This is a genomic window from Croceicoccus marinus, from assembly GCF_001661675.2.
In the GTDB taxonomy this organism is placed as follows: domain Bacteria; phylum Pseudomonadota; class Alphaproteobacteria; order Sphingomonadales; family Sphingomonadaceae; genus Croceicoccus; species Croceicoccus marinus.
Genome location: NZ_CP019602.1, coordinates 606,534 through 630,448, shown reverse-complemented (window position 1 = coordinate 630,448; position 23,915 = coordinate 606,534). Strand labels below are relative to the sequence as shown.

Annotated in this window: 16 protein-coding genes; 9 read left to right on the top strand and 7 right to left on the bottom strand. The window is 66.1% G+C overall.

What is annotated here, in order from left to right; all coding sequences use genetic code 11:
• Nucleotides 1-22: 22 nt before the first annotated feature.
• The gene (trxA, locus tag A9D14_RS03040; RefSeq protein WP_066842839.1) at nt 23-343 is read left to right on the top strand and encodes a thioredoxin; all 321 of its coding nucleotides are present in this window, start codon (nt 23-25) and stop codon (nt 341-343) included.
• On the opposite strand, the gene A9D14_RS03035 is transcribed toward trxA, so the two are convergent.
• Together A9D14_RS03035 and argJ are read right to left on the bottom strand one after the other, a co-directional pair.
• Nucleotides 344-1,135, bottom strand: coding sequence for an inositol monophosphatase family protein (locus A9D14_RS03035; RefSeq protein ID WP_066842837.1), 792 nt, complete (start codon nt 1,133-1,135; stop codon nt 344-346).
• Entirely contained in the window at nt 1,132-2,352 is a 1,221-nt protein-coding gene (argJ, locus tag A9D14_RS03030) for a bifunctional glutamate N-acetyltransferase/amino-acid acetyltransferase ArgJ (protein ID WP_066842835.1), read from the bottom strand. Before argJ ends, A9D14_RS03035 begins: the two co-directional genes overlap by 4 nt.
• Nucleotides 2,353-2,484: 132 nt before the next feature.
• Here argJ and A9D14_RS19285 point away from each other — a divergent pair, with 132 nt between their 5' ends.
• Nucleotides 2,485-2,727 (top strand): hypothetical protein, encoded by a 243-nt coding sequence (locus A9D14_RS19285; protein WP_157668117.1) that lies wholly within the window; start codon nt 2,485-2,487, stop codon nt 2,725-2,727.
• A gap of 177 nt (nt 2,728-2,904) precedes the next feature.
• Here the strand turns inward: A9D14_RS19285 and parC are convergent, their stop codons facing one another.
• Nucleotides 2,905-5,217 carry a DNA topoisomerase IV subunit A gene (parC, locus tag A9D14_RS03025; RefSeq protein WP_066842833.1) on the bottom strand — a complete coding sequence of 771 codons (2,313 nt, stop codon included), beginning with the start codon at nt 5,215-5,217 and terminating at the stop codon, nt 2,905-2,907.
• A gap of 176 nt (nt 5,218-5,393) precedes the next feature.
• On the opposite strand from parC, the gene A9D14_RS03020 reads away from it, so the two are divergent.
• From A9D14_RS03020 to A9D14_RS02990, 7 genes are all read left to right on the top strand, one after another.
• Nucleotides 5,394-5,939, top strand: coding sequence for a type 1 glutamine amidotransferase domain-containing protein (locus A9D14_RS03020; RefSeq protein ID WP_066842832.1), 546 nt, complete (start codon nt 5,394-5,396; stop codon nt 5,937-5,939).
• Nucleotides 5,940-6,451: 512 nt separating this feature from the next.
• Nucleotides 6,452-13,441, top strand: a complete 6,990-nt coding sequence (locus A9D14_RS03015; RefSeq protein ID WP_066842830.1) for a DUF5801 repeats-in-toxin domain-containing protein — start codon at nt 6,452-6,454, stop codon at nt 13,439-13,441.
• Between the two features lie 68 nt (nt 13,442-13,509).
• Nucleotides 13,510-14,274 carry an OmpA family protein gene (locus A9D14_RS03010; protein WP_083987571.1) on the top strand — a complete coding sequence of 255 codons (765 nt, stop codon included), beginning with the start codon at nt 13,510-13,512 and terminating at the stop codon, nt 14,272-14,274.
• A complete protein-coding gene (locus A9D14_RS03005; protein WP_066848085.1) occupies nt 14,274-15,692 on the top strand; it encodes a TolC family protein in 1,419 nt (472 codons plus the stop codon). The genes A9D14_RS03010 and A9D14_RS03005 overlap by 1 nt, the downstream gene beginning before the upstream one ends.
• A 32-nt stretch (nt 15,693-15,724) precedes the next feature.
• Nucleotides 15,725-17,902: a type I secretion system permease/ATPase gene (locus tag A9D14_RS03000; RefSeq protein WP_083987978.1), complete on the top strand. Its 2,178-nt coding sequence runs from the start codon at nt 15,725-15,727 to the stop codon at nt 17,900-17,902.
• Entirely contained in the window at nt 17,895-18,893 is a 999-nt protein-coding gene (locus tag A9D14_RS02995; protein ID WP_083987569.1) for a cell wall hydrolase, read from the top strand. The genes A9D14_RS03000 and A9D14_RS02995 overlap by 8 nt, the downstream gene beginning before the upstream one ends.
• On the top strand, nt 18,890-20,161 hold the full coding sequence (locus A9D14_RS02990; RefSeq protein WP_066842828.1) for an HlyD family type I secretion periplasmic adaptor subunit: 1,272 nt from the start codon (nt 18,890-18,892) through the stop codon (nt 20,159-20,161). The genes A9D14_RS02995 and A9D14_RS02990 overlap by 4 nt, the downstream gene beginning before the upstream one ends.
• A gap of 7 nt (nt 20,162-20,168) precedes the next feature.
• On the opposite strand, the gene A9D14_RS02985 is transcribed toward A9D14_RS02990, so the two are convergent.
• From A9D14_RS02985 to A9D14_RS02970, 4 genes are all read right to left on the bottom strand, one after another.
• Nucleotides 20,169-21,095, bottom strand: coding sequence for a transglutaminase-like cysteine peptidase (locus tag A9D14_RS02985; RefSeq protein WP_066842826.1), 927 nt, complete (start codon nt 21,093-21,095; stop codon nt 20,169-20,171).
• Nucleotides 21,096-21,331: 236 nt separating this feature from the next.
• The gene (locus A9D14_RS02980) at nt 21,332-21,664 is read right to left on the bottom strand and encodes a 2Fe-2S iron-sulfur cluster-binding protein (RefSeq protein WP_066842825.1); all 333 of its coding nucleotides are present in this window, start codon (nt 21,662-21,664) and stop codon (nt 21,332-21,334) included.
• A 5-nt stretch (nt 21,665-21,669) separates the two neighbouring features.
• A complete protein-coding gene (locus A9D14_RS02975; RefSeq protein WP_066842824.1) occupies nt 21,670-22,758 on the bottom strand; it encodes a cysteine desulfurase family protein in 1,089 nt (362 codons plus the stop codon).
• The gene (locus tag A9D14_RS02970; RefSeq protein ID WP_232468866.1) at nt 22,755-23,744 is read right to left on the bottom strand and encodes a cysteine desulfurase family protein; all 990 of its coding nucleotides are present in this window, start codon (nt 23,742-23,744) and stop codon (nt 22,755-22,757) included. Before A9D14_RS02970 ends, A9D14_RS02975 begins: the two co-directional genes overlap by 4 nt.
• Nucleotides 23,745-23,915 lie beyond the last annotated feature (171 nt).

Sequence of the window (23,915 nt, the reverse complement as noted above, 5' to 3'; positions counted from 1 at the left end):
ATCCCCCTTCAAGGAGAATCCCATGCCCACCATCGCCGTCACCGACGCCAGCTTCGAGGAACAGGTGCTCAAATCCGACAAGCCCGTGCTGGTCGATTTCTGGGCCGACTGGTGCGGCCCGTGCAAGATGATCGCCCCCGCGCTCGAGGAAATCAGCGAGGAGCTGGCGGACAAGGTCACCATCGCCAAGATGGACATCATGGAAAACACCGGCGTGCCCGGCCAGATCGGCGTGCAGTCGATTCCGCTGATGGTATTGTTCAAGAACGGCGAAGCGGTCGCGCAGAAGCTGGGCGCCGCTCCGAAAGGCCAGCTCAAGGGCTGGCTGGAATCCGAACTGTAATCAGGGAATGCAAGCGGCGAGCCTGTCCCACAGGGCCGGGCTCGCCGCTGCGAGCAGGCCGGTGCCGTCCTGGTCCGGCCGATAGGGCGAACCGTCCAGCCGCGCGGCCCTGCCGCCCGCCTCGTTCAGCCACAGCACGCCCGCCGCATGGTCCCATGCCAGCGTGCGATTGAACACCGACACATCGTTCACCCCCAGCGCCAGCCGCGGATATTGCTCGGCGGCGCAGCGCGGGATGTCGACCAGCCGGAAATGCGGCGCGACATTGCGCTGCACTTCGCGGCGCTGCTCCTCGTTCAAAAAGACGGTGCTGATCGCGGCGACGGGCCGGTCCTCGCCGGTCGGGCGTGCGGTGATGCGTGTCCCATCGATAAAGGCGCCCTTGCCGATCTCGGCGTGGCACAGCCGCTCGTTCAGCGGGTCCCACAGCCAGCCCGCCTGCGTCTCGCCGCCCGCGGCCAGCGCGATGATCATGCCGAAGGGCGGCTTGCCGCGCGCGAAATTATTGGTGCCGTCCAGCGGATCGACGATCCAGCACAGATCTGCCCCGCGAAGATCCATCACCGCGCCGTCGGCATGGGCGGCTTCCTCGCCCACGATGGCAGCCTCGGGCAGGATCCTGGCCAGCCCCTCGGCCAGCATTACCTCGCTCTCGCGGTCGGCGATGGTGACGACATCGTCATGCGCCTTTTCGACGATCTCGCTTGCGGCCAGCGACTGGTATCGCGGCAGGATGGTCTTTTCGGCGACCTCGCGCATCAGCGCGGCGACGGCCTGGATGGGAGCGTTCATGTCCGGTAATCCGCGTTGATGGTGATATATCCATGGGTCAGGTCGCAGGTCCACACGGTCGCGCGCCCCCCGCCAAGTCCCAGGTCGACATCGATGCGGATGTCCTGTCCCTTCAGATGCGCGGCCACCGGCGCCTCGTCATAATCGGCAAGCGGCTGGCCGTCGCGCGCGGTCCATACCCCGCCGAACCCGATCGACAGGCGGTCGCGGTCCGCCGGTTCACCCGCCTTGCCCACCGCCATGACGACGCGGCCCCAGTTCGCATCCTCGCCCGCGATGGCGGTCTTGACCAGCGGCGAATTGGCGATGGCAAGGCCCACGCGCCGCGCGCTGTCGTCGGACTTGGCCCCCGTCACCGCGATCTCGATGAATTTCTGCGCACCTTCGCCGTCGCGCACCACCAGATGCGCCAGCTGGCGGCAGACGTCATGCAGAGCGGCGGCAAAGGCATCCGCGCCGGGGCTGTCGGGCCCGGTAATCTCGGCATTGCCTGCCTTGCCGGTGGCAAAGGCCAGCACCGTGTCGCTGGTAGAGGTATCGCCATCGACCGTGATGCACGAGAACGTCGCCTCGTTCGCGGCGGACAGGCATTGCTGCAGGAAGGCGGGCGCGACATTGGCGTCGGTGAAGACATAGCCCAGCATCGTCGCCATGTCGGGCGCGATCATGCCGCTGCCCTTGATGATCGCGCTGAACTCCACCCGCGTATCGCCCACCATGGCACTGGCATGCGCGCCCTTGGTGAAGGTGTCGGTGGTGCCGATGGTCTCGGCCGCCTGCTGCCAGCTGCAGGGCTCTGCCGCGAAGACGCGGGCCAGCCCCTCGCGCGCCTTGTCCTGCGGCAGCGGCACGCCGATCACCCCGGTGGAGGACACGAACACATCGCTCGGCTCGCAGTCCAGATGCGCGGCAACCTCGGCCATGATGGTCTCCACCGCCTCGCGCCCGCGATAGCCGGTAAAGGCGTTGGAATTGCCTGCATTGACGACCAACGCCCGCGCGCGGCCCAGCGTCACCTGGTCGCGGCCCAGCTCGACCTCGGACGAACAGCACACGTTTTTCGTGAACACGCCCGCGACGGAGGTGCCCGGATCCAGCGTCACGAAGGTCAGGTCGCAGCGCCCCCAGTTCTTGTATCCCGCGCGCGCGATGCGCGGCACGGCCCCCGCGATGGCGGGCAATTCGGGAAACGGGCGGGCAAGCGGCGAAATATCCATGGTGCCCGCTGCTTATGGCCAGCAGGCGGCAGGCGCAATCGCGAAACAGGCCGCGAGCGCGCGCGGGCCTCTTTTCATCGCGGCCCCGGCTGATACGATCGCAACCGGGCCGCGCGATGGGAGAGCCCCTCCATGATCTTCAAGGCACTCGGCAAGACCTTCGGCATTCCGCTCGCCCGTGTGCAGCAAAACGTGATCTCCGCCGCAGCGTACGACCGCTTTCTCCCCCCCGACTCATGTCCACGAACAGCACAGCCATCTGCACTGAAACACCGATGCCATTGCAATAAGAGTTGGGCCGAACTGCAAAAGCTTTCTCAAAGTCGCTCGCGCGCAATCGATCTTTTATTATCCTACTTCAGGATAGGGCCGTAACACCGCCGCTCGCCCCGCACGGCGATCCGGCTGTTTGACAATGTCGATTTTTCCCGGCCCCCGCTGGTGTCAACCACGGGCCCTCGGCGCCAGCAATTGCGCGGGTTCCGGCAGGGTGACAGCCCGTGTAGGACGTGTCGCTTGTGTCAACCGCATAGGCAGCGACCGGCAAGCGTCTCAGCCAAAGGTGTTGTCGCGCGGAAAGCCGTTGGGCGGCAGGCGGCCTGCGGCGCCGCGCGCGACCTTCCATTGCCACATGTCGCTCTCGGTCCGCGTCCGTCCGGTGTCGCCGCCCATCTTCCACGACAGGCCGTCGTCCAGCTTCAGCGTGATCGCGTCGGACAATCCGCCGTCGCGGTAGCGCTGCAGCTGCACCCCCTGCCCGCGCGACATCACCGGCAGTTCTTCCAGGCTGAAGATCACCAGCTTGCGATTGTCGCCCACCACCGCGACATGGTCGTCGGCCGGCGCGATCTCGCGCACGATCTTCAGCGTGACCTTGTCCTTCAGATTGACCACTTGCCTACCTTTACGCGTTTCGGCCAGCAGCTCGTCCATCTCGGCGGCAAAGCCCCGGCCCACGCTGTTCGCCAGCAGGATCTGCCCGGCCTTGCGATAGACCAGCACCGCGACGATCGGCTGACCCGAATCGATGTCGAGCGTGGTGCGAAGCGGCTCACCGAACCCGCGCCCGCCCGGCAACTTGTCGCACCCGAGGGTATAGAAGCGCCCGTCGCCGCTGGCGATCAGCAGCTTGTCGGTGGTCTGCGCATGAAGCGCGAATGCAGGCCCGTCGCCTTCCTTGAACTTGAACTCGGCGCCCGTGCCATCGGGACCAAGGTCGGCATGACCCTTCATGCCGCGCACCCAGCCGCGCGCCGAGATGATGACCGTGACCGGCTCCTTCTCGATCATGGCGTCCATGCTGAATTCGACGGCGGGCTCGGCCTCGGCCACGGTGGTGCGGCGGCGCCCCAGCTTCGTGTCCTCGGCATATTCCTTGCGCAGGGCGGTCAGGTCGCGCTTCAGCCGCGTGCGCTGGCGCGCGGGGCTGTCGATCAGCTTCTGCAAGTCCTCGCGCTCGGCCAGCAGCGTGTCGTGCTCCTTGCGAAGCTCCATCTCCTCCAGCTTGCGCAGACTGCGCAGCCGCATGTTGAGAATGGCCTCGGCCTGCCGGTCGTTCAGCTCGAACTCGGCCATCATGACCTGCTTGGGCTCGTCCTCGGTCCGGATGATCTCGATCACGCGGTCGAGGTTGAGGAAGGCGATGATATAGCCCTCGACCAGTTCCAGGCGGCGGGCGATCTGGTCCAGCCGATGGTTGGCCCGCCGCAGCAATATGTCGATCTGCGAGGCGATCCAGTGCTGCAGCACCTCTCCCAGCCCCATCACCTGCGGGGTGCGCGTCGCGTCCAGCACGTTGAGGTTCAGGCTGAACCGGCTTTCCAGATCCGTCAGCTTGTAGAGGCTTTCCTGGAGCAGTTCCGGATCGATCTTGCGGCTGCGCGGGACCAGCACGATGCGGATCTGTTCGTCGCTTTCGTCGCGAACGTCTTCCAGGATGGGCAGCTTGCGGTCGCCGATCAGCTGGGCGATCTGCTCGATCAGGCGGCCCTTCTGCACCTGGTAGGGTATCTCGCTGATGATCAGCTGCCACTGCCCGCCGCCCAGCCGCTCGATCCCGGCATCGCGGTCGGCCTCGCTCGCGGCCTCGGCGGCGTGGAAGCGGCCGCGCATGCGGAACGCGCCGCGCCCCGTCTCATAAGCGTGCGAGATCGCCTCCGCGCTGTCGACCACCAGCCCGCCGGTGGCGAAGTCGGGGCCATGGAACACTTCCATCAGCTCGGCATGTTCGGCGCGAGGGTTGTCGATCAGCTTCAGCGCGGCGTCGACGATCTCGGCCACGTTATGGCTGGGAATGTTGGTCGCCATGCCTACCGCGATCCCGCTGGCGCCGTTGGCCAGCAGGTTGGGGAAGATGCCGGGGAAGATGTCGGGCTCGGACTCCTCGCCATTATAGGTCGGGATGAAGTCGACCGTGCCTTCGTCCAGCCCCTGCATCAGCAGCATGGCGGTGCGCGTCAGCCGCGCCTCGGTATAGCGGTAGGCGGCGGCATTATCGCCGTCGATATTGCCGAAGTTGCCCTGCCCCTCCACCAGCGGATAGCGCAGCGCGAAATCCTGCGCGAGGCGGACCATGGCGTCATAGACGGATGCATCGCCGTGCGGGTGATACTTGCCGATGACGTCGCCGACCACGCGGGCGGATTTCTTGAACGCGTCGGTCGGGTTCAGCTTGAGCTGCCGCATCGCCCACAGCAGGCGGCGGTGCACCGGCTTCAGCCCATCGCGCAGATCGGGCAGCGAACGCGCCGTGATGGTCGAAAGCGCATAGACGAGATAGCGTTCGGACAGCGCGGCATCGAAGGGCGCATCGACCAGACGGTCGAACGGATCGGGTTCAAGCGTATCGGGAATCTCGTCGGCCATACCAGCGGACTAGCAAGCGGGCGCGCCAGCGCAAAGCGCGGGCACGAGGCAATCCCCCGCCATCGCCGTGCGAGCCGCTCCGCAGGCGCGACGAACCGGGTGTGAAGGACGGAACGACAGGCGACCGCATCCGTTGATTCAGCAAACCCTCAAACAGACAGAAAAGGAGGTCTGACATGACTCAACGAGTCCTCATCCTCGCAACCGACGGATTTGAACAGAGCGAACTGACCGGCCCGCGTGACCGGCTTCAGGATGCAGGCTATGAAGTGATCGTCGCCAGCCCCAAAAGCGGCCAAGTCAAGGGCTGGGACAAGACCGACTGGGGCGACAAGGTCGACGTGGACCTCACGCTCGATGAAGTGAGCGCGAATGATTACGGCGCGATCGTGCTGCCGGGCGGACAGATGAATCCGGACAGCCTGCGCCTTGAAGACAAGGCGATCGATTTGATCCGCGAGTTCGACAAGGCCGGAAAGCCGGTCGCGGCAATCTGCCACGCCCCATGGCTGTTGATCGAGGCCGGGTTGGTCGACGGCAAGAAAATCACGAGCTGGCCATCGGTGCGCAGCGATCTGAAGAATGCAGGCGGCAATGTGGTGGACCAGGAAGTCGTGGTCGATGGCAATATCATCACCAGCCGCAAGCCGGACGATATTCCGGCCTTTTCGCAAGCGGTGATCAAGGCGCTTCAGGAAGCGACGGCGCCGGCAGGCGCCTGACCCTCCCTGACAATGCGGCAAAGAAGACCCCCGCTCGGCAGGTGCCGGGCGGGGGTTTTCCGTGCCCCGCCACGAGTCGAAGTCGTTAACGCCCGCCCCTTTTCCATGGCATCGTTGCAACGCCCGTTTATTAACTATTCCCGTTAACCGCAGGTCGCGCTTGCCGTACCAAGGCCGCACCCGTAAATTTGGCGGAATCGAGGGGTTTTCGCTCCAGTCGGCTGTTCGCGGCACAGCGATTTATCCCAATTTGGCTCACGTGGAACGGGTTGCTTGCTACTGGGTTGTTAAGTCACAACATTAACGTGTTGAGCGGAGGCGTAGCGAGGGCCGCGATTAAACCCGAAGGGCATGGGTCGCGGAGTGATGGTGCCAGGGCATCGGCTCAAGCCAAAGTTCGATCGCGCAAGGGCTGCAGCCATTGCGAAAACAGGGGTAACGCAGGCGGCATCCTTACCGCTTGCCGGGGCCGCGGCGTACAGGCCGGGGTTCCATCTAATGGGGCGTAAACGATGGAATTTGGTGCGAACGAGAACTTTGCCGGCGCTGCAACCGACAATGCTGCAACGGGCAATGGCGATGCCGGTCTGAACGGCCAGTCGGCGCCACTCGTCCAGCAGGCGGCCACGGCGGCTTTCGCCGGCACCGGGCGCCGCGTCATCGCGGACGCCGACCAGGTCACCACCGTCGTCCTGCCCGAAGGGACTTCGCTCGACGACCTGCGCGTCGATGGCGAGAACCTGATCGTCACCCTGCCCGACGGCACGCAGATGGTCATCGTCGACGCCGCGATCTACGACGTCGATCTGGTCGTCGAGGGTACGCGCATCCCCGACGAGAACTGGAAGGACTATCTCGGCGTCGACGAGCAGCTCGACCCCGAGGCGGGCGGCACCCGCAGTTCCGGCGGCAATTTCGCCGATCCGGTGATCCCGCTCGATCCCGCCTATGACATCGGGAACCTGCTTCCCTATACCGAACTGCAATTTCCGGTGCAGGAGAACATCGAGGTCGGTCTCTATCCGCTGCGCCCCGAGCAGCAAGGTCCGACACCTCCCGGCTCGGTCCCGGTGATCGAGGCGAACTCGAATACCACGGTCGATGAAAGCGGCCTGCCCGCGCGCGACGGAGACGAAGGCTTCGAGCCCGCCGGCACGCTCGACGAGACCGATGCCGAGACGTCGACCGGCACGATCCGCTTCGGCTCTCCCGACGGTGTCGACCAGATCCTGATCGATGGCGTGCCCGCGGTCGATATCGTGGACGGCCAGCCCGTCATCGTGTTCCAGCCGACCCCGATCGGCCCCGGCGTCCTGACGATCGTCGATGTCGACCTGACCAATGGCACGATAACCTATAGCTACACGCTGACCGACAATACCGATGGCGGCGGTACCAGCGTCGATTTCGACGTGACCATCCTGGCGCCGGGCGGCGGCACCGCGACGGGCAATGTCGTGGTCACCATTATCGACGACGTTCCGGTAGCAGTCGACGACGGCAATCTGGCCACCCTGCCCGACGAGGCAGTCGGCACGGTGATCGGCACGGTCGGTCAGATCGTGTCGAACGACGATTATGGCGCGGACGGGCCGGGCGTCCCGGCGATCACCATCGGCACGGGCGATCGCGGCGGCACGATCACCATCGTGAACGGCGAGCTGGTCTATACCCCCGGCATCGATGTCGCGCCCGGCGAAACGGTGGTGGAGCGCTTCACCTATACGATCACCGACGGCGACGGCAGCGTCTCGAACGAGGCCGAGTTCACCGTCACCCTGACCGAGGGTGGGCCTGCGCTGACCGTCGATGCCGCCGCGATCGCAGTCGACGAGGACGGCCTCCCTGGCGGCCTGTCCGGCGGTGAGGGCGACATCCCTGGCGATGCCACCACGGCAAGCGGCACACTGCAAGGGCTGGACTTCGGCAGCGACGGTACTGGCGACATCGCGCTGGCACCTTCGGCCGATACCGGCCTTACGACGATCGCCGGCAATCCGGTCGAGACGGTGTGGGATACGGCCACCCATACGCTGACCGGCCAGGATGCGGTAACGGGCGAAGCGGTGTTCACGCTGGTCATCACCGATGTAGCCACCGGCAGCTATGAATTCACCCTGCTGTCCCCCATCGCACATCCGGCTGCGGGTGAGGATAACGCGGTCCTCCCCATCCCCGTGACGGTGACCGACGCCGACGGCGACAGCGTGACCGGCACGATCGCGCTCACCATCAACGACGACAGCCCGTCGGTGACCCTGACCGGAGCGGAAGCCGGGCTTGGCGTGCTGGACGAATCCCCGCTTTCGGCGGACGGCATCGCCAGCGCGACCGTGGACTTCTCCGGCAGTTTCGACGTCGCATTCGGCGCTGATGGCGCAGGGGATGTCGACTATGCCCTTGCCCTGTCGGGCAGCGATGTGGGATCGGGCCTGTTCACGCTGGACGGTACGGAAATCTTGCTGAACATCGCGGATGGGGTCATCACGGGATCCGCGGGCGGCACCGACTATTTCACGATTGGCGTGGATGCGGCAGGAAAGGTGACATTCGCCTTTACCGCCGAATACGCCAATGTCAGCCATGGCGACGCAACCGATCCCGACGATGTCGCGGCCCTGGTGGCAGACGCCGGTGCGATCACTCTGATCGCCAGCGCCACCGATGCCGATGGCGACACCGCCAATGCCGCGATCGATCTTGGCACCGGCATTTTCGTGATCCAGGACGATGGCCCCGTGGCGGCCAACGATACCGGTTTCCAGGTCGTCAATGCGCCGATCACCATCGACGTCTTCGCCAATGACAGCGCCGGCACCGACGGAGTCGATATGGCGGACGGCATCGCGCTGGCTACCGGCCCGGCCAAGGGCGTCGTCAGCTATAATGGCGACGGCAGCTTCACCTATACCGCCAATCCCGGCGCAGTCGGCGGCGACAGCTTCACCTACACCATCACCGATGCGGACGGAGATACATCGACGGCGACAGTCACGCTGAACATCGCGCCCGATACCGTGCCCACCATCGTCGGCATCGACAATGCCACGGTGGACGAGGACGGCCTTCCGATGGCCAATGCGGACAGCGGGCAGACCGACCCGGCAGAGACGCCCTCGACCGGCATGACCAGCGCGACCGGCAGCATCCTCGTCGATTTCGGCCTCGACACGCCCGCCGACGCGGAAGGTGCCTTTGCATTTACCGGCGTCGATGCGCTGGACGGTTCGATCAGTTCGGGCGGACAGCCGGTGGATTTCGCTCTCGACGCATCCGGCAATATCGTCGGCACCGTCGATGGCGGCGCGACCACGGTGATCACCGTGACGCTGACCGGCGCGACCGAAGGGGCCGATGGCCGCGTCAACTATGACTATGAAGTCACCCTGCAGCAGCCGGTCGACCACCCCGTCGGCGGCAGCGAGGATGCAGTGACGATCCCCGACATCGGCTTCACCGTGACCGACAGCGACGGATCGCCGGTTACGGGCAGCTTCACCGCGACCATCACCGACGACGTGCCAACCGCCGAAACGACGGCAGCCAGCGCTCCGGTGCTGGTCGTGGACGACAGCACGCTGGGCAGCGATGCCAGCGCCGATTTCGCCGGCTCGTTCGACCTTCGGCCAGGCGCGGACGGGACGGCCAATACCGCCTATGCGCTGGGCATTTCGGCAGCGGGCGCGGACAGCGGCCTGACCGACACGGCGACGGGCGAGGCGATCCTCCTCTATCTGGAAGATGGCACGGTCGTGGGCCGCGTCGGCGGAGAAGCGGGTGCGGTCGCCTTTACGGTCGACGTCGATACTGCTGGGATCGTCACGCTGGACCAGCAGCGCGCCATCGCGCATGACGATCCGGCTGATCCGGTGGAAGCGGCGCCCGACGCGGCGGAAACGCTGGCTTCGGCAGGGCTCGTGACGCTCACCGCCTCGATCACCGATGGCGACGGCGATACCGCCGGTGCGACGCTGAACATCGGCCAGACCCTGCTGTTCGAGGATGACGGCCCCGCGATCGCAGCCACCGCCATGGACGATGGCATATCGGCGCAGACCAGCGACGCGGCCCTGCCCGATAGCGATGCGGCCAGCCTGAACCTAGCTGCGCTGTTCGGCTATGGAGGCGCGGATTTCGGCGCGGACGGATCCGGCAGCATCGGCGAAAGCTATGCGCTGACCTTGCTGGTCGCCGAAGGCAGTGCCAGCGGCCTCACCAGCGGCGGGGAAGCGGTCAATCTGTTCGTCAGCGATGACGGACTTACCGTCACCGGTTCGACCTCCGCCAGCGAAGGCGGCGTGGATGCGGGCAATACCGTGTTCACGGTGACGGTCGGCGCGGATGGCACGCTGACGCTTAGCCAGGCGCAGGTCATCGACCATGCGCCGGGCAGCGATGCGGTCACCCTGGCCGACGGGCTGATCGGCGCGGACTACACCGTGACCATCACCGACGGCGACGGAGACAGCGCTGCCGACACCGCCAGCATCGATCTTGGCGGCAATCTGACCTTCACCGACGACGTGCCCTTGGTCGAGGCGAACGGCAACGTGCCCGAGGTAGTCCTCGACGAATCTCTGCTGCCGCCTGCGGCTGACGGCATCTATTCGGTCACCGCCGATTTCTCCGCGCAGTTCGACTTTACCAATAGCGCCGATGGACCGAACACCACCAGCTATGCGCTGAACCTGTCGGCGGATGGCATGCCCAGCGGCCTGTCCGCGCTCGACAACAGCGACCTGACCGCAGGCGACGGCGACGGCATCGGCCAGGGCGATCCGATCCTGCTGTCGATGGACGGAGGCGATGTCGTCGGCATGGCGAACGGGACGGAATATTTCCGCATCTCGCTCGATCCGGGCAGCGGAGAGGTGACCTTCTCTCGTTCGGAGAACATCTGGCACGCAGTGACCGGCTTCTATGCGCAGGACGATGCGCAGACGATCAAGCTGCCCGCCGACATACTGAAGCTGACTGCAACCATCACCGATGCGGATGGCGACAGCGACAGCGCCTCGGTCGACCTGGGGCAGAACAGCTTCACTATCGAAGATGCCGGCCCCAGCGTCGGCATGGTGACCAAATACACCGCCTTTAACCTCTCTGGCACCGCGGATTACGCACTGGTGGCGAACGGCACGCTCGACTTCGAATTCGGCACAGACGGACCGCTCGGCGGTTCGCTGGGCACCGGGGTCGCGTTCGTGATCAAGTCGACCAGCAGCGTCGACGGCATCGCGCTTACCCAGATCGACCAGCCGACCTATGATCCGGTCGACGGGGTCTGGAAATTTGCGTTCGACTATGTCGACAGCGAAGGCCGCGCGGGATCGAACAGCGGTGAGATTTCCTATGACGGCGACAACTACCAGCTGATCATCAACGAGCCGTTCGAATTCACGACCGTGACGTCCGTCACCGGCGCGGAAAAGAGCACTGCCTATGACGCCTATGGTCTGGCAAACGAACACAAGGACATTCTCACCAACGAACTCGACGATGGCACCGGCGATCCGTTCTTCGTGCAGATCACGGGCTTCAAGGGCGGGCTGAACGCGGGCGGCGACAATGTGCTGGGCGTGGGCGAAAGGGTCGGCGCGGCGCAGAGCTGGATCTCGACCAATAATACCGCCTACGGCGTGGAAGGCGACACGATCGATGCGGGCGAAGTGCTGGAACTGCGGTTCCACGCGCTGGATCCCTATCAGTACGACTTCCCGGCCACATCCTTCGTTTCCGGCCTGACCTTCACGCTCGACAATGTCGCGGCTGGCGAAGACTTCGTCGTCGTGCTGCAGCTGGCCGACCCGAACAATCCGGGCACGATCCTGACGACGCGCACAATCGTTGTCGGTGCCGACGACATCTATCGCCAGGCCGACTCCATCCCCGAAGGTTTCGGCGCGCCTGCGCTGGACGGCGATGACGGCTTCGTCATCATCGAACCCAATGATTACCTGCAGGGCAGCGAAGGGTTCGTGATCGTCGGCGCACAGGTGATGTCGTCGACGAACGGGCTGAGCGGCAGCGGAATCGACCTCAATCGCGCGGTCGGCGATGATGGCGGCAGCAGCGGTTCCATTGCGTTCGGCGAGCAGACCGACGATGCCGACGTGGTCACGGTCACCGACATCGGTGTGATCCGCACTGTCTTCAACGAACAGGCGATCTCGCTCGACCTTTCGATCACCGTGACCGACGCGGATGGCGACAAGGAAATCGCCAACTTCCACATCAACCCGTTCGGCGATCCGATCGTGCTCGACATGGACGGCGACGGCTTCCACTTCCAGTCGCTCGACAGCGGCGTGATGTACGACATGAACGGCGACGGCGTGCTGGACCAGACCGCCTGGATCGGCGCGGGGGATGCGATCCTGGTGCGCGATGCGAACGGCAATGGCATGGTCGACGACGCGGGCGAGTTCATCTTCCACGGCGAGGGGATGACCGACCTGCAGACCCTGCACGCGCTTTATGGCGACGTGCTTGATGCGGGCGATACCGAGTTCGGCCAGTTCGGCCTGTGGATGGATAACGGCGACGGAATCTTCCAGACCGGCGAATTCCTGACGCTGGCCGAGGCGGGCATCACCGACATTTCGCTGGTCAGCAATGGCGCCAGCGACACCGCCATCGGCGGCGAGGTGCAGATCATGGGCACGGGCACCTTCAACGGCGGCACCGGCACTCTGGTCGATGCCGCGTTCCGCTTCCAGCAGGGCGCGAGACCGGCAGTACAGCGCACGCAGGAGGTGGCGACCATCGCCGCTGCCGCCGCCGCGCTGACGGGATCGACCGCAGCCCACGCCGCGCCCTTTTTCGCAACCGACCATATGGTTAATTTGGAGGAAACGGGCCGCGACTATCTGTTCGGCCACGATCTCGTCCGTCTGCAGCCCGAACAGGATGCGCAGCCTGCCGCGCAGATCACGCTCGGCAAGGCGGCTCTCACTTCCGAGCCTGAGGCGGCTATGTCGCATCACACCGCCGAACAGGGGCCGGACCTTGCAGCAAGCCTTGCCGCCCAGCCCGAAACTGCGGCGACAGACATCGGATCGCTCGGCACCTCGTCCGAGGCGGCAGCGGCATTCGACACCGGCCATGGCGCCACTGCGGACCACGCGGCTTCCGGCCAGCTGATGGAGGCATTGCTCCAGCTTGCCGCTCAGCCGGCGGCGGTGGAAGCAGCCGATCAGCAGGGCGAGCAGGCACTGGGTGCTGTTCGCGAGGCGCTGGCCGAAGTCACTGGGAATGATGCAATTTCGCACATCGTCGACCAGCTCATTGACTCCGATCCGGCAGGCGCGCAGGGCAATCGCGTCGATACCCATGCGCAGCCGGTGGAACAGGGGGCCGCTGCGAACGACACGGGTCACGACTGGAACGCCAGCGATATCGCGGCCCTGCTGAACGGGCAGGTCGCGGGTGCCGGCCATGGCGCTGCCATGCCGGTCGATCACGGCGACGACGCGGCACTGCTTGCTGCAGCGGCGCAATAGGGTCGTTCTGGAAGATAATGAGGGGCGAAGCCTGCAAGGGCTTGCGATCACAACAGGGGCAATAATCAATGAGACTTCGCACCGGCCGCAGCTTTGCGGCCAAATCCGTCGCTGGCTCGCTGGCAATGGTGTTGGGCCAACTCGCATTCTCGCAGCCCGCGCTGGCCCAGTACGAGGTGCAGACCGGGCAGGACCTGACTGCGCTGGGCGACGACGAGCTGCGCGATGCGCTGCAGATGCGGTATGACGCCTCGCTGGCGGCCACGCTGGACCCGGCGATCGTCAATGCCACCGACGCACGCTTTCACTGGGCGTCCGAGGCGAAGGTGCAATGCGCGATCGCCCTGGGCTTCATGAAGAACGATCTGCGCGACGGCGATTCCATCCGCAAGTGCAACGCCGCTTACGAGCGGCTGATGACGCCGCCTGCACCGCCCGCGCCGCCGCTGCCTCCCCCGCCGCCAGAGCCTGTGCGCCCGCCGATCTGCGACCAGTCGGTGAATACGGTATTCTTCGATTTCGATTCTCGCAGCGCTCCGCCCACGGCGGCGGCGACCGCGCGGTTCCTGCAGTCGAACACGCAGACTTGCGGCTGGACCGGCTTCGACGTGGTGGGCCACACCGACCGTTCGGGGTCCGAGGCCTATAACCAGGCCTTGTCGATCGACCGCGCAGAGGCCGTGGCCGATGTCATGACCGCGCAGGGCATACCCGAAACGATGATTTCCATTACCGGACGGGGCGAAAGCGACCCGGCAGTGCCGACCGTGGACGGAGAGCGTAACCCGCAGAACCGCCGCGTGACCGTCTCGATCCGGCAGGGGGCAGAATGATGAAGAAGCTTCGCAAAATCACGATCACGGCCAGCGTGCTGTTCGCCAGCGTCTCGGCGATGGCGATCGGCGGCGCCGCCCTGGCGCAAGAGCAATCGGGCGCCATTTCCATGACCGAGGCGGTGACCGTCGGCGTGGATTCGCACCCGCAGATCAGCCAGGCGCAGATGAACAAGGAAGCCATCGAGTTCGAGCGCAAGCAGGCGCAGGGCCTTTATGGTCCTCGGGTCGAGGTCGAGGCTGGTGTCGGCGCACGCAGGCTTGACAATCCGACACGCAATTCGCTGGGCATTTCGAACGACTGGCTAAACCCGATCGACGCGCAGGTTCGCGCCGACTGGACGGTGTTCGATTTCGGCCGGCGCCGCGGCGAACTGCTGCGCCAGGCCGCGCGTGTCGATGGCGCGTCGCTGCGCGTCCTTGAACGCAGCGAGTTCATCGGCCTGCAGATCGCGCGCCAGTATCTCGACGTGCTGCTGCAGGAACGCGTGGTCGCGGCCAGCATGGACAACACCGGCTTCCACCGCACGCTCGTCGGGAATCTCAGCGAAGGGGTCCAGCAGGGCTCGATCTCCATCGCCGACCGCCAGCAGGCCGAGGAAAGGCTGCAGGCCGCCCTGGTGCGCGAGGCGGAAGCCAGCGAAACGCTGCAGAATGCCCGCATCCGGCTGCAGGCCCTCACCGGCCTGCCGATCCAGGCGGTGATGCTGCCGCCCGATCTTGGCGCCATGCTGCCCGCCAGCGAAGCGCAGGCCATCGGCCTTGCCCGCACGCAGAACCCGCTCGTCCGTGAAGCCCAGGCCGATGTCGATGCAGCCAATGCGCTGGCGAAAAGCGCCAAGGGCGATCTCTATCCCACCGTCGGGGTCGAGGCCTATGCCCGCGCCGGCGACGACATCGACGGTTTCCAGGGTGAGACGACCGACGTTCTGGCCCGCGCCTATGTCCGCTGGGAAATCTTCGACAGCGGCATCAACGCGGCGAAATACCAGGAAATGGTCCGCCGTTCGAGCGAGGCGCGCTTTGCCATGCACAGCCGCCAGCGCGATGCCGAAGAGGATGTTCGCACCGCATGGAACGGCCTGCAGACGCAGCAGCGCGTGGTGCAGGAACTGGCCACGCAGAGCACGGTCACCGACGGGCTGATCAATTCCTATCAGGAACAGTTCAACATCGGCCGCCGCTCGCTGCTTGACGTGCTGGATGCGCAGAACACGCGCTATAACGTACAGGTCCGGCTGGAAAGCGCGCGCTTTTCCGAGATTTTCGCGCAGTATCAGGTGCTGGCCGCAACCAATCTGTTCCTCAAGGCGCTGTCGGTCGAACCGCATCACGGCGCGGGCGAGAACGAGCGGGAAATCTACGGCTATGGCCCGTCGGTCGTCGCCGAGCAGCAGGGCCGGGTCTATCCCGAATAAAGCGATGAACGACAGGCGATCGCTCCATGGACATGGCTGACAGCCCAGCGGCGGACAGCCAGCGCGGCCCCGCCGCGTCCGACCCGTCGCGGACTTCGACCCTTGCGGCCGATCCGCTGATCGCCTGCCTTGCGCGGGTGGCGCGGCATTTCGACACGCCTTTCGCGCCCGCCACGCTGCACAGTTCGCTGGCGATGGGGGCCGACGGCCTGCTGCCTTGGCACCAGACCGGTCCGGCGCTGGAACTGCTGGGCCTGAACTACGAAGAGCGCCGCGCGAGGAAGCTGCCGCTCGATGCCTCGCTGTTTCCGATGATCGTTCGGATGCCCGATGGCGCGCTGACGCTGCTGCTGGAACGCAACGACAGCGACGTGCTGGCATGGCACCCGGCATCGGGCGACGAGCATTGGGAGCCTGCCGACCGCTATGCCGCCAGCGAGGCGTTGACCCTGCTGTCGGTGGAAGGCGATTCCACAGCGATGCGCGATGCGGGCCAGCCGTGGCACCGCAAGGCGCGCCAGCACTGGTTCTGGTCCGAGATTACCAAGCGTCGCCGCGAATTCTGGCCGGTGCTGCTGGCCTCGGTAGTCATCAACCTGCTGGCGGTCGCGCTGCCGATCTTCACCATGAATGTCTATGACCGCGTGATCCCCAACCGCGCGGATGCAAGCCTGTGGGTGCTTGCCATCGGCGTGCTGATCGCATTCGCGCTGGAATTCGCGCTGCGCCGTGCGCGCACCGATGTGCTCGACGGGATCAGCCGCGATCTCGACATTTCGCTCTCGCAGAAGATCTATTCGCGCGTGATGGCGACGCCGCTTGCCGAGAAGTCGGGCCATACCGGCAATCTGGTCGCGCGCGTCAGCGAGTATTCCGTGCTGCGCGACTTCTTTGCCTCGACCACGGTGGTGCTGGTCGTCGACGTGGCGTTCCTGTTCATTTTTGTGGCCTTCATCGCGATCATCGCGGGGCCGCTGGCCTTCGTGCCGATCTTGGCGATCACCGGCATGGGGCTGCTCGGCCTGTATCTTCAGCGCAAGGCGGCGGATGCCGCGCGCGACGCGCAGGCGGATTACGGGCTGCAGCAGACGCAGCTGGTTGAAAGCATCGCGGGCCTGGAAACGCTGAAGAGCATCGCGGGCGAAGGCGAGATGCTGGGCCGCTGGCGGCGCCTGTCAGACATGGCAAGCCGGTCGCAGAAACGCCTGCGCGAAGTCAATTCGACCGCCATCGGCGCGGCCTCGACCTTCCAGCAGTTCAGCACCATCGCGCTGGTCATCGGCGGCTATTATCTGTTCGACGCGGGCGTGATCACCATGGGTGCGATCATCGCGATCGTCATGCTGTCCAGCCGCGCGCTCGCGCCCGCGGGGCAGCTAGCCTATCTGCTCACCCGCTGGAGGCAGGCGCGCGAGACGCTGGATTCGATCGAGCGTCTGTGGGACCAGGCCGACGAGCGGCGCATGGGCTCCACCTCGCTGCCGCCGCAGGTGCGCAGCGCGAGCGTGGAACTGCGCGACGTCAGCTTCACCTACCCGGGTGCCAACACGGCCTCGCTGTCGGGCATCAACCTGACCATCCGGCCCGGTGAACGGATCGCCATCGTCGGCCGCGTCGCGGCGGGCAAGTCCACGCTGGGGCGCATTATATCCGGCCTGTTCGAACCGAGCGCGGGCGCCATGCTGGTCGATGGGATCGACAGCCACCAGTACCGCCCCCACGACCTGCGGCGCGAATTCCGCTTCGTCGCGCAAGATTCGAACCTGTTTTCGGGCACGATCAAGGACAATCTCTCGCTCGCCTCGTCGCGCGCCACCGAGGAGCAGTTGATTGCCGCGCTTCGCAAGGTCGGCGCGGACCGCTATCTGTCGCGCGATGCGGGCGGGTTCGACCGTCCGGTCGGTGAAGGCGGGCGGCAGCTGTCGGGCGGCCAGCGCAATTTCCTCGCGCTTGCCCGCGCCTTTGTCGAGCCGTCCAAGCTGCTGTTCCTAGACGAGCCGACCGGCGCGATGGACGCGCAGACCGAACGGCTGTTCATCCAGTGCCTGTCACAGAATCTGACACCGGATCAGACCCTGATTGTCTCCACCCATCGCCCGGCCCTATTCCAGCTGTGCGAAAGGGTGATCGTGATCGACGGCGGGCGCATCGTCGCCGACGGTCCGAAGGAAGAGGTGATCAAGAGCGTGGGAATGCGGACCGATGGCTAGGCTGGCTCCCCGCATGCTTGCGGCGGCTGCGGCGCTGTGCGCGGGCTTCACCCTGTCCGCACCCGTACCGCTGCCCGCGCCGGCCGGTGCGTTCGACACGCCCGCTAGCATGTCGGCGCAGCAGAAGCGCGCCATCGCCGCGCTGACCCAGGGCAAGCGCGCCGAACTGGTGGCCAAGGGCGACAATGCCAAGGCCCGCAACGCGCTGATCGCGGTCAGCCACGCCCCTGCCGAGGCGATGCGCGGCTTCACCGCCAGCGGCCCAGCCGGCGCGACTGCGCAGCAATGCCTTACCCAGGCGATCTACTACGAAGCCGGTTACGAACCCGAAAGCGGCAAGCGCGCGGTGGCGCAGGTCGTGCTCAATCGCATGCGGCATCCGGCCTATCCCAACTCGGTGTGCGGCGTCGTCTATCAAGGCGCGAACGATCCCGTCTGCCAGTTCAGCTTCACCTGCGACGGTTCGCTGTCACGCCGCCCCTCGGCGCGGGCATGGGCCCAGGCAGAGGACGTCGCGCGCGATGCCCTGGCCGGCCATGTCGAAGGCAGCGTCGGATCGGCGACGCATTACCATGCCGACTATGTCGTGCCGCGCTGGGCCTATTCGCTGGGAAAGGTGCGGCAGATCGGCACGCATATCTTCTATCGCTTCAATGGCGGGGCAGGCCGCGCGCGCGCGTTCACCCAGCTTTATGCCGGGGCGGAACGCATTCCGCAGCTAACCCGTCCGGTAGCGGAAATTCAGCTGGCCGGCGGCGCCGACCCCGACACCGGGCGGTTCGAAAACGGCCTGACGGTCGCGCCCAGCAGCGCGGACCGCCATGCCCCTGCCGACATCGGCGGGCGGCTCGACACGACCAAGGGCTGGAAGCTGGAACTCCCCGCCCCCTCGCAGGGCCATTATCGCCAGCTTGTCGCCGGTCAGGCGGATGAAACCCGCGTCGCCGAAATGGCAGACACCACTGCATTTACAGAGACACAGGCACAATGATCGCACGCGCACGACAGGGCTGGGACAGGCTCGATTCCGCGCGCCGCCTGATCGTGGTGGCGGCCATTGGCATGCTGCTGCTGCTGGTCTGGTCCAGCTTCGCCCCGCTCGACGATATCACGCGCGGACAGGGGCGCGTCATCCCGTCCAGCAAGGTACAGGTGGTGCAGGCGGCCGATCCCGCCACGGTCGAGGAAATCCTGATCCAGAACGGCGAGCAGGTACAGCGCGGCGAACTGCTGATCCGGCTCAACGACAGCGAAAGCGCCAGCCAGCTCGGCCAACTCGAGACCGAAACAGAGCGGCTGTCCGCCCGCGCCGACCGGCTGGGCCGCGAGGCCAGCGGGTCGGGCACGGGCTGCGCTCCGGGCAGCGTGTGTTCGGAAGAAGCCCGCCTGCAAAGCGTGCGCGCCGCCGCCAATCGCAGCCGCGAGGCCGCCCTGGCCGCCGCCGTCGAACAGCGCCGCCGCGACCTGCGCGAGGGCGAGGCGACCGTCGGCGCTCTGGAAGAGAGCACACGGCTGGCGCAGGAACAGGTCAACATGCTGGCCCCGCTGGCGGCCAAGAACATCGTGCCTCAGACCGAATTACTCAGCGCGCAGCGCGAGCTGGCAGATCTGCGCGGGCGTCTCAGCGGGGCGCGACAAGGTGTGCAGCGCGCCAGTGCCTCGGTGCGCGAGGCGCAGGCCGAGCTCGCCAGCGCGCGGCTGGACTTCCAGCAACAGGCGCTGAACGAGCGAAGCGAGATTGCCACCCGCATCGCGGTGAACGAGCAATCGATCCGCGGCGCCGAGGCTCGGGTCCAGCGCAACGAACTGCGCGCGCCGGTCGACGGCATCGTGAATAATCTGCAGGTCACCACCGTCGGCGGCTTCGTGTCTCCGGGCGAGACGATCATGCAGATCGTGCCGACCGGTGAGCGCTTGCTGGTCGAGGCTCGGATCAAGCCTTCGGACATCGCCTTCATCAAGGTTGGCGACCGTGCGAACGTGAAAGTCACCGCCTATGATTTCTCGATCTATGGCGGCCTGCCCGGCACCGTTCGCCAGATCAGCGCCGACAGCGTCTATGACGAGAACGAGCGGGAAAGCTATTATCTGGTGCAGGTGGAAACCAGCCGCGCCTTCATGGAGCGTGCCGGCCAGCGTCTGGCCATCATGCCGGGCATGATCTGCGACGTCGAGATCATCACCGGCCGCAAGAGCGTGCTGGCCTATCTGCTGACACCCTTTACCCGCGGCCTGTCGACCGCGCTGACCGAGCAGTAACGCGGCGTTAGAAACCGTGCAGGAAGCGCCGGTCGCCGCTGAAGGAATAGACCGGCCGAAATTCATTGGCGACCGTTCCGTCGAGCAGCACGTCGCTGCCATTGTCGAGCACCAGCGGCTGCCCATCCAGCATCACCACCAGCATCGCGTGATCCGCACGGCGGATCTTGTCGCGGGCCAGCGTCAGGAACATGTCCTCGCGCGCGATGCCCATGGCGGCCAGGATCTGCATCTTGGCGATCGCGTAATCCTCGCAGTCACCCGCGCCGCGGCGCAGCGTTTCGGCGGCATCGGCCCAATAGTCGCGGCGGCCGTAATTCACGCTATCCTCGGTAAAGCGCACGCGCGCGTTAACCCAGCGATTGACGGCCGCAAGCTGCGCGCGGCGCGATGCGCCCTCACCCGCGCTGAGCACGGCGGAGCGCACATTGGCCTGCCCTGCCCCCCGCGCGCTGACGCGGTCCCATTGCGCGTCAAAGCCGGTGCGACTGATCGGCACGATGCGGCTGTCGAGAAAATCGGTATCGGCCTTCGCCCGTCCCAGCGACCCGCCCTTGAACCCGCCCGATATGGAGGGCGCAAGCCGCGCGCAGCGGACACCGGCTGCAGCCGGTTCCATCCGGCCGCCTGCGGCAGAACGCATGGCCACGGGTACGATTCGTCCCGCTTCGTTCAGCGGCGGTGCGGACCGGCTTTCGGCCAGACCCGACTGCTGCAACCGGATACGATCGAGCGCCGAAAGGGCAGATGGCGCGCCCTGGCTATCGGCAGCAGCATCGGAACAGCCCGCATGGGGCTGGATCGCGGTCTGCCAGGCCGTGAATGCGATGGCGTTCCAGGGCGCAGCCTGCGCGGCGGGCGCAAGGAGCATTCCGGTCGACATGGCGGCAAGGGCAAGCTGGCGGCGCAGGCGCGAGGGCTTCGTTCTGACCATGCACGCAGCATGACCCGGGGCGCTTCAACAAAGCCTTTCCATCTATGATTAACGAATTGTGTTAGTTGCTGACGCCCTACCGGGCAGACCCTCTGGATGCCGCAAAAGGTTATGGCCTGAAATATAACTATAGATCAACGCGCTAGGCTGAAACGACACCAGCCCGAAAGATCGTCTGAACACCTCAACTTCCGTCAGGCCAGCCCTGCGCAGGACGGTTAAACCGCGCCGACGCGTTAACGGCGCATCATGTCGTGGGCGGTATCGGGCACCCGCACCACGACGCCGTCGAGATCCTCGTCCACGATGATCTGGCAGGCCAGCCGGCTGGTCGGAGCCGCTCCGGCAGCGAGGTCGAGCATGTCTTCCTCATCGTCGCTGGCCATGGGAAGGCGCGAGAACCATTCGCTTGCGACGATGACATGGCAGGTGGAGCAGGCCATCTGGCCCTCGCACGTTCCTTCCAGCGGCATGCCCGCCGCCTGTCCGATTTCCAGCAGCGACGACCCTGCCTTCGATTCGGCTTCGACCTTATCGCCCTTGGGAGTGACAAACGTGACGCGGACCATGAGCTTCAAGCACCTTGCGCTTGCGCAGCCGCGTTGATCGCGGCCGCGGCTTCCTCCAGCTCCTCTCCAGTCGTGTAACGGCCGAAACCCAGCCGCATCGTATTTTTTGCCAGATTGGCAGGCAAACCGATCGCCTGCAAGACCCGGCTGGGCTTTCCCGAACCCGATGCGCAGGCAGAGCCCGCCGAGAAGGCCACGTCGCGCGTGTCGCTCATCAGCCTAGCGACATCCAGACCGTCCCTGCGCAGGCTGAGATTGCCGTGCCAGCGCGCATCGGCGCTGCCGTTCAGCGTCCAGTCGCCGAACAATTCGCGCGCGCGCTGCCACAGCGATTCGATATGGACGGCGTCCTGCTCCATCCGCTCCGCCGCCAGCTTTGCCGCCGCGCCGAAGCCCGCGATAAGTGCCGGGCTGAGCGTGCCCGAACGCAGCCCGTCCTCCTGCCCGCCGCCAGTGACAAGCGGGTCCAGATCGACCCCGTTGCGCAGCCACAGCGCACCGATGCCCTTGGGGCCATGCAGCTTGTGCGCGCTGATCGCGACCGCGTCGGCCATTGCGACTGGCAGCTTGCCTGCCGCCTGCACGGCATCGCAGACCAGAAAGGCATTCGCCTGCCTGGCCATCTGCGCGACCTCGACCATCGGCTGGATCGTGCCGATCTCGTTGTTCACCTGCATGACGGCGACTATGCCGACATTGCCGGGCAAATCGTCAACCTGGCTCAGCAGCCCGTCCTCGCCCACCGGCAGCACATGGCGCCCGCCTGCCAGTCGCTCGGCAGTCTCGTAGACCGCGCTATGCTCGATGGCGCTGACTGCCGCGGCGCGGCCCGCGCGGGCCTGCTCGTTCCCCAGCAGCGCCATGTTCAGCGCCTCGGTCGCGCTGCCGGTGAAGATCACGCGCCCACCCGGCGGGAACAGCGCCGCGACCCGTTCGCGCGCCAGTTCGACGGCGGCTTCGGCCTGCCTGCCATAGCGGTGCGGGCTGTGCGGATTGCCGAACCCCATGCCGCCCGGCCCGTCGAGCCAGCGCAGCATCGCCTCGCGCGCTTCGGGTGCGAGCGGTGTCGTCGCCTGGTAGTCGAGATAGATCATGCTGCCGTCCGCACCTGCGCCGCCAGGTCACGCCAGACCGTCAGGAAAGCTTTGATGTCGTCCTCGGTCGTCTCGCGCCCGATAGACACGCGGATCACCTCGGCGGCGGCCTTCTCCCCAAGCCCCAGCGCCATCAGCACGCGGCTGGGCCTGAGCGAGCCCGAGGAACAGGCGCTGCCTGCCGACACCGCGATGCCGGCTCCGTCCAGCCGGATCAGCTGCACCGCGCTGGCCAGTCCCGGCAGGCGATAGGACCCGATGGTCGCAATACGCGGCGATGCGGCGGCGATCACCTGCCCCCCCGTGTCGATGATCGCGTCCTCAAGCCTTGCGCGCAGCCGCGCCGCGCCTTGCATCCAGTCGCTGCCCGCTTCCAGCGCGGCGGCCATCGCCATCGCGCCCGCGACATTCTCGGTCCCGCCGCGATAGCCGCGTTCCTGCCCGCCGGACGGCGCGATCAGCCCAAGGTCGCGCAGCAGCAAAGCGCCTATCCCCATCGGTCCGCCGAACTTGTGCGCGCTGACGACCGCCATGTCGCAGGGCGGCAGCGCGATCTTGCCAGCCGATTGCGCACAATCGACCAGCAGAATCCCGCCCGCCTGGTGCACCGCGTCGCGGATTGCCGCCGCCGGCTGGATCACGCCCGTCTCGTTATTGACCTGCTGGACCGCCACCAGCGTATCGGCGCAATCTTCCAAAGCGCCGGTCTCCACCAACCCGTGCGAGCCCACCGGCACGACCGCCGCGCCCGGTGCATGGCGCGTCACCGCGTCATGCTCGACCGCAGAGACCGCGCGCCGCGCCGCATGGCTGCGAGTGAGCGCGATCTCCAGCGCCTCGCTCGCGCCGCTGGTGAAGATCACTTCGCCGCTCCACCCCAGCGCCGCCTTCACCCGCGACCGTGCATCTTCCAGCGCCGCCTTGGCCGCGCGCCCCGCGCGGTGCGGGCTGGACGGATTGGCATCGAGCGCCAGCCCCTGCAGCATCGCCTCGCGCGCATGGGGCAGCAGGGGGGCACTGGCGGCATGGTCGAGATAGATGGCGGGCAGGATGGACCTCTTTGCGAAACGGATCGGGCAGCCATGCCAGTTCGGCACGGCGTTGCAGCACAAGATTGCGCTTGCGCGCGCGCTATCTATATAGGCAGCAACTTCATA

Coding starts and splice junctions, on each gene's coding strand:
- trxA (WP_066842839.1), top strand. CDS start 23: ATGCCCACCATCGCCGTCACCGACGCCAGCTTCGAGGAACAGGTGCTC.
- A9D14_RS03035 (WP_066842837.1), bottom strand. CDS start 1,135: ATGAACGCTCCCATCCAGGCCGTCGCCGCGCTGATGCGCGAGGTCGCC.
- argJ (WP_066842835.1), bottom strand. CDS start 2,352: ATGGATATTTCGCCGCTTGCCCGCCCGTTTCCCGAATTGCCCGCCATC.
- A9D14_RS19285 (WP_157668117.1), top strand. CDS start 2,485: ATGATCTTCAAGGCACTCGGCAAGACCTTCGGCATTCCGCTCGCCCGT.
- parC (WP_066842833.1), bottom strand. CDS start 5,217: ATGGCCGACGAGATTCCCGATACGCTTGAACCCGATCCGTTCGACCGT.
- A9D14_RS03020 (WP_066842832.1), top strand. CDS start 5,394: ATGACTCAACGAGTCCTCATCCTCGCAACCGACGGATTTGAACAGAGC.
- A9D14_RS03015 (WP_066842830.1), top strand. CDS start 6,452: ATGGAATTTGGTGCGAACGAGAACTTTGCCGGCGCTGCAACCGACAAT.
- A9D14_RS03010 (WP_083987571.1), top strand. CDS start 13,510: ATGAGACTTCGCACCGGCCGCAGCTTTGCGGCCAAATCCGTCGCTGGC.
- A9D14_RS03005 (WP_066848085.1), top strand. CDS start 14,274: ATGAAGAAGCTTCGCAAAATCACGATCACGGCCAGCGTGCTGTTCGCC.
- A9D14_RS03000 (WP_083987978.1), top strand. CDS start 15,725: ATGGCTGACAGCCCAGCGGCGGACAGCCAGCGCGGCCCCGCCGCGTCC.
- A9D14_RS02995 (WP_083987569.1), top strand. CDS start 17,895: ATGGCTAGGCTGGCTCCCCGCATGCTTGCGGCGGCTGCGGCGCTGTGC.
- A9D14_RS02990 (WP_066842828.1), top strand. CDS start 18,890: ATGATCGCACGCGCACGACAGGGCTGGGACAGGCTCGATTCCGCGCGC.
- A9D14_RS02985 (WP_066842826.1), bottom strand. CDS start 21,095: ATGGTCAGAACGAAGCCCTCGCGCCTGCGCCGCCAGCTTGCCCTTGCC.
- A9D14_RS02980 (WP_066842825.1), bottom strand. CDS start 21,664: ATGGTCCGCGTCACGTTTGTCACTCCCAAGGGCGATAAGGTCGAAGCC.
- A9D14_RS02975 (WP_066842824.1), bottom strand. CDS start 22,758: ATGATCTATCTCGACTACCAGGCGACGACACCGCTCGCACCCGAAGCG.
- A9D14_RS02970 (WP_232468866.1), bottom strand. CDS start 23,744: ATGCTGCAGGGGCTGGCGCTCGATGCCAATCCGTCCAGCCCGCACCGC.